At 31.8% G+C, this 4,092-nt stretch carries 4 protein-coding genes; 3 read left to right on the top strand and 1 reads right to left on the bottom strand.

Going from position 1 to position 4,092, the window contains the following annotated elements; translation table 11 throughout:
* The 3 genes from HKP59_RS12450 to HKP59_RS12460 form a co-directional block, all read left to right on the top strand.
* Positions 1 to 599: rhodanese-like domain-containing protein (locus tag HKP59_RS12450; RefSeq protein WP_291807459.1), on the top strand; the 599-nt coding region annotated here is incomplete at its 5' end.
* A gap of 126 nt (positions 600 to 725) precedes the next feature.
* Positions 726 to 1,769 (top strand): porin, encoded by a 1,044-nt coding sequence (locus tag HKP59_RS12455; RefSeq protein ID WP_291807460.1) that lies wholly within the window; start codon positions 726 to 728, stop codon positions 1,767 to 1,769.
* 109 nt (positions 1,770 to 1,878) lie between these two features.
* Entirely contained in the window at positions 1,879 to 2,538 is a 660-nt protein-coding gene (locus HKP59_RS12460; RefSeq protein ID WP_363289289.1) for a Crp/Fnr family transcriptional regulator, read from the top strand.
* A 1-nt stretch (position 2,539) separates the two neighbouring features.
* On the opposite strand, the gene ligA is transcribed toward HKP59_RS12460, so the two are convergent.
* The coding region (gene ligA / locus HKP59_RS12465) for an NAD-dependent DNA ligase LigA (protein WP_291807463.1) at positions 2,540 to 4,092 on the bottom strand (1,553 nt) is incomplete at its 5' end.

Genomic DNA, 4,092 nt, shown 5'->3' on the forward strand with positions numbered 1-4,092 from the left:
CAACAGCTTTATTACGTATGTACGGACACCCAAATGCACAAGCTTTAAAATGGGGTATGTCAGGTTGGTCTGATAATACAGATTCTTGGTCAGGTAACGTTGGGAATGTTGGTGCTGATAGTGGAAACTGGTCATATAGTAGTACAGCTCCTGCTTTAAATATTTTTAACGACCCTGTTCTTTCTAGCTTAAGTACTGATGGTGCTGCTATCTTGAAAAAAAGAGTAGAAGATGTTGTTTCAGGTGGATTTAAAACCGCTTCTAATGCAGATGTAGTTGCTTCTCCTTCTAACTATTTCATTAATAATTACTTTAGTGAAGCAGATTATGCAGGTTTTGGACATATTGCAGGTGCAAACAGAATTTTACCTTTAACCGTAGCGAATGGTGAAACTAATAATTTAGATCCTTCAGGAAAAATAGTTACTTACTGCTATACAGGACAAACTTCAGCTGTTATAACTGCTTGCTTAAATGTTTTAGGATATGAAGCTTATAGTTTAACATTTGGAATGAATGGATTAAGCCATGATAGTTCACATTGGTCATCAAACCACTGGACTTCAAGTTATTCAGCAGGGTTACCAACTGTAAACTAATCAAAAAATTTAATTTAAAATATTTAAAACTAAAGCTCTAGAAAACAACAATAAATTATAAAATGATGTTTTATAACCAATAAGTAATTACCGTTTTTTAGAGCTTTTTAACCAAAACCAAATATAATGAAAACAAAAATAGTTATACTTTTTTCTATAGTATTCGCATTGCAATTTAACACTACATTCGCGCAAGGATGTGAAGATGAAGCCCCAGTAGCAGGAGCTAGTGGAGTTCCTTCAACAAGTAGCTCAACAGTTTTTGGTTACATTCAACCAGAATATGTAAGTAGATTTACTGATCAAGCAGAAAGCACTTTTACATTTAAAAGAGCTAGAATTGGAGTAAGAGGTAGAGCAAATCGTTCTTTTTCTTATTATTTCGTGCTAGAAACTAGTGCATTTATAGGTGGTGGAGATGCATATTTATTAGATGCCTTTGTAACTTATGACAAACATGAATGGGCTAAAGTTTCACTAGGTTCATTTAAAACACCTCTAAGTAGAGATGTTGCAACCGCTTGTCATGCTTTAATGACTATAGATAGATCTATTGTTGCCGATCAATTAGTATCTCCACAAAGGGATATGGGTTTAATGTTATTAGGTGGATCAAACCAAACAAAATTTAGATATTCTGTTGCATTATTAAACGGAAGAGGATTAGGTATCAATGATAATAATGAGAAAAAAGATGTTGCAGGACGTGCTACATATCAGTTCTTAGATTTTCTTAATGTAGGTGCGAGTTTTAGATATGGATATCCAAACAACCAAACGGATACTAGAACTTCTTACGCAATTGATGCACTTTTAACGTATAACGACCTAATTGTACAAGGTGAGTATATTTATGACGAAGGTGATTATAACAGAGCTGCTGGTGGTGGTTGCGGTGCTGAGCCACTTGAATTAGGTGAAAAAAGAGCCGGTGCTTATGTACAAGCTGCATATAACGTAAATGAAAAATTTCAACCTGTATTAAAATACGAATATTTTGATCAAGATTTAGACCAGAACCTTATTGGTTATACAGAAAGAATGACTGTTGGTATTAACTATTTCTTCAATAAATCAACACGCTTGCAAATTAATTACCAAGCAAACATTGAAACTCATGTAAATATTGACAACGATGCATTGCTTATGCAAATGCAAATAAGATTTTAAACCTAGAATTCTCATAATTATTTGACTAATCAAACTCCTGACAATTGTCAGGAGTTTGATTTTTTAATTTTGTAACTTTGGTACTGTATTTTTAATAAAACTTAATTTTATGAATATGAATACGGACAGAACGATTGTACGAGAAAAATTAATTGATTATTACAGTGAAATTTTTGAGAAAGAATTAATTGATGAAATTGTAAACATTGGTATTTACAGATCTATTGAAAGCGGAGGAACGCTTATAGATATTGGTGATAATATGAGCCATATTCCTTTAATACTTAATGGCGCCATTAAAATCATTCGTGAAGATAAAAATGGTGATGAAATTGCATTATATTTTTTAGAAAAGGGTGATACGTGCGCTATATCATTTGTGAACTGCTTAAACAGAAGTAAAAGCATGTTTAGAGGAGTTGCTGAAAAAGAAACTGAAGGTATTTTTATACCGGTTAAAAAAGTTGATGAATGGTTAAAAAAATATGAAAGCTGGCGCCATTTCATTATAGATAGTTATCATATGAGGTTAATTGAAATGGTTGAATCTATTGACAGTTTAGCTTTTATGAAGTTAGACAATAGACTGCTTAAATATTTAACTGATAAGGTTAAAATTATGCAAGATCATACTCTTTTTATTACACATCAAGAAATTGCTGATGACATTAATACCTCAAGAGTAGTTGTTTCTCGTTTGTTAAAACAACTAGAGAATGAAGGAAAACTTAAAATTAGAAGAAATAGAATTATAATAGAAAATATTTAGTTTAACCAATCATAGTTATATAATCTGATTCAGTAATAATTGGAATGTTTAAATCTTGAGCTTTTTTAAGCTTACTTGGTCCCATATTCTCACCAGCTATAATATAGCTGGTTTTTTTTGAAATAGAACTTGCTACTTTACCTCCATTATCTTCAATAGATTTTTTTAAATCATTTCTGTTAAATTGAGTAAACACTCCTGAAACAACAAAAATTAATGATTTAAGTTTATCTGAATGGTTCACAGAATCTTTGTCTGATAATTTGAGTTCAACACCATAAGTTTTTAACCTTTCAATAAATTGAATGTTTAACAAATTAGTAGAAAACTCCCTAACACTCTCCGCAATTCTAATTCCTATTTCATCAATTGAAATTAACTCCTCAATCGAGGCTTGCATCAAATTATCGATAGACTTGAAATGTTTTGCTAATTTTTTAGCAACCGTTTCACCAACAAATCGAATACCTAACGCAAATAAAACTTTCTCAAAAGGAATATTTTTCGATTTTTCAATACCTTCAATCATATTTTTAGCAGATTTTTCAGCCATTCTCTCTAAAGGAATAATTTGTTCTTCTTTTAATTCATACAAATCAGCATAATTGTTTATCAACCCTTCTTTAAATAGCAACTCAACTGTTTCAGCTCCTAAGCCATCTATATTCATTGCTTTTCTACTAATAAAATGTTGAATTCTTCCAGTAATTTGGGTTGGACAGCCATATTCATTTGGACAATAATGCTTTGCGTCTCCTTCGTTTCTTATTAATTTAGCATTACAATCAGGGCAATTAGAGATATAAATTGTTGGTTCTGAAGTATTAGGTCTTTGTAACAGATCAACTCCTACAATTTTAGGGATAATTTCACCTCCCTTTTCAACATAAACCATATCTCCTTCCCTAATATCTAATTTTTCTATTTGATCAGCGTTATGTAATGATGCTCTTTTAACGGTTGTACCTGCTAACTGAACTGGCTCTAGGTTTGCAACAGGAGTTATAGCTCCTGTCCTTCCCACTTGATAGGTAATTTTATTTAATCTAGTACTTGCTTGTTCAGTTTTAAATTTATACGCAATTGCCCACCTAGGTGCTTTAGCCGTATAACCCAATTCATCTTGTTGCGCCAATGAATTTACCTTTACAACAATTCCATCTGTTTCATAAGGCAATTCGTGTCGCTTTTCATCCCATTTTTCTATAAAGGCAAAAACTTCATCTATTGTTGAGCAAACTTCAAATGCTTGCGGCACTTTAAAACCTAATTTACGTGCATTTTCTAATGAATTATAATGAGATGATAGCGGATTATTATTAGCTACTATATGATACAACAAACAATCTAATGGTCTTCTTGCTACTTCAGCACTATCTTGTAACTTTAAACTACCACTAGCCGTATTTCTAGGGTTTCTATAAGGGTCTTCACCTGCCTCTATTCGTTCTTCATTCATTTTATTAAACCCATCTAAGGGTAAAATAATTTCTCCTCTTATCTCAAAATCATCAACAAAATTTTCCTTTAATACTAAAGGTATCGACTTTATTG

Origin of the sequence: Lutibacter sp., assembly GCF_013041805.1 — a bacterium.
In the GTDB taxonomy this organism is placed as follows: Bacteria; Bacteroidota; Bacteroidia; order Flavobacteriales; family Flavobacteriaceae; genus Lutibacter.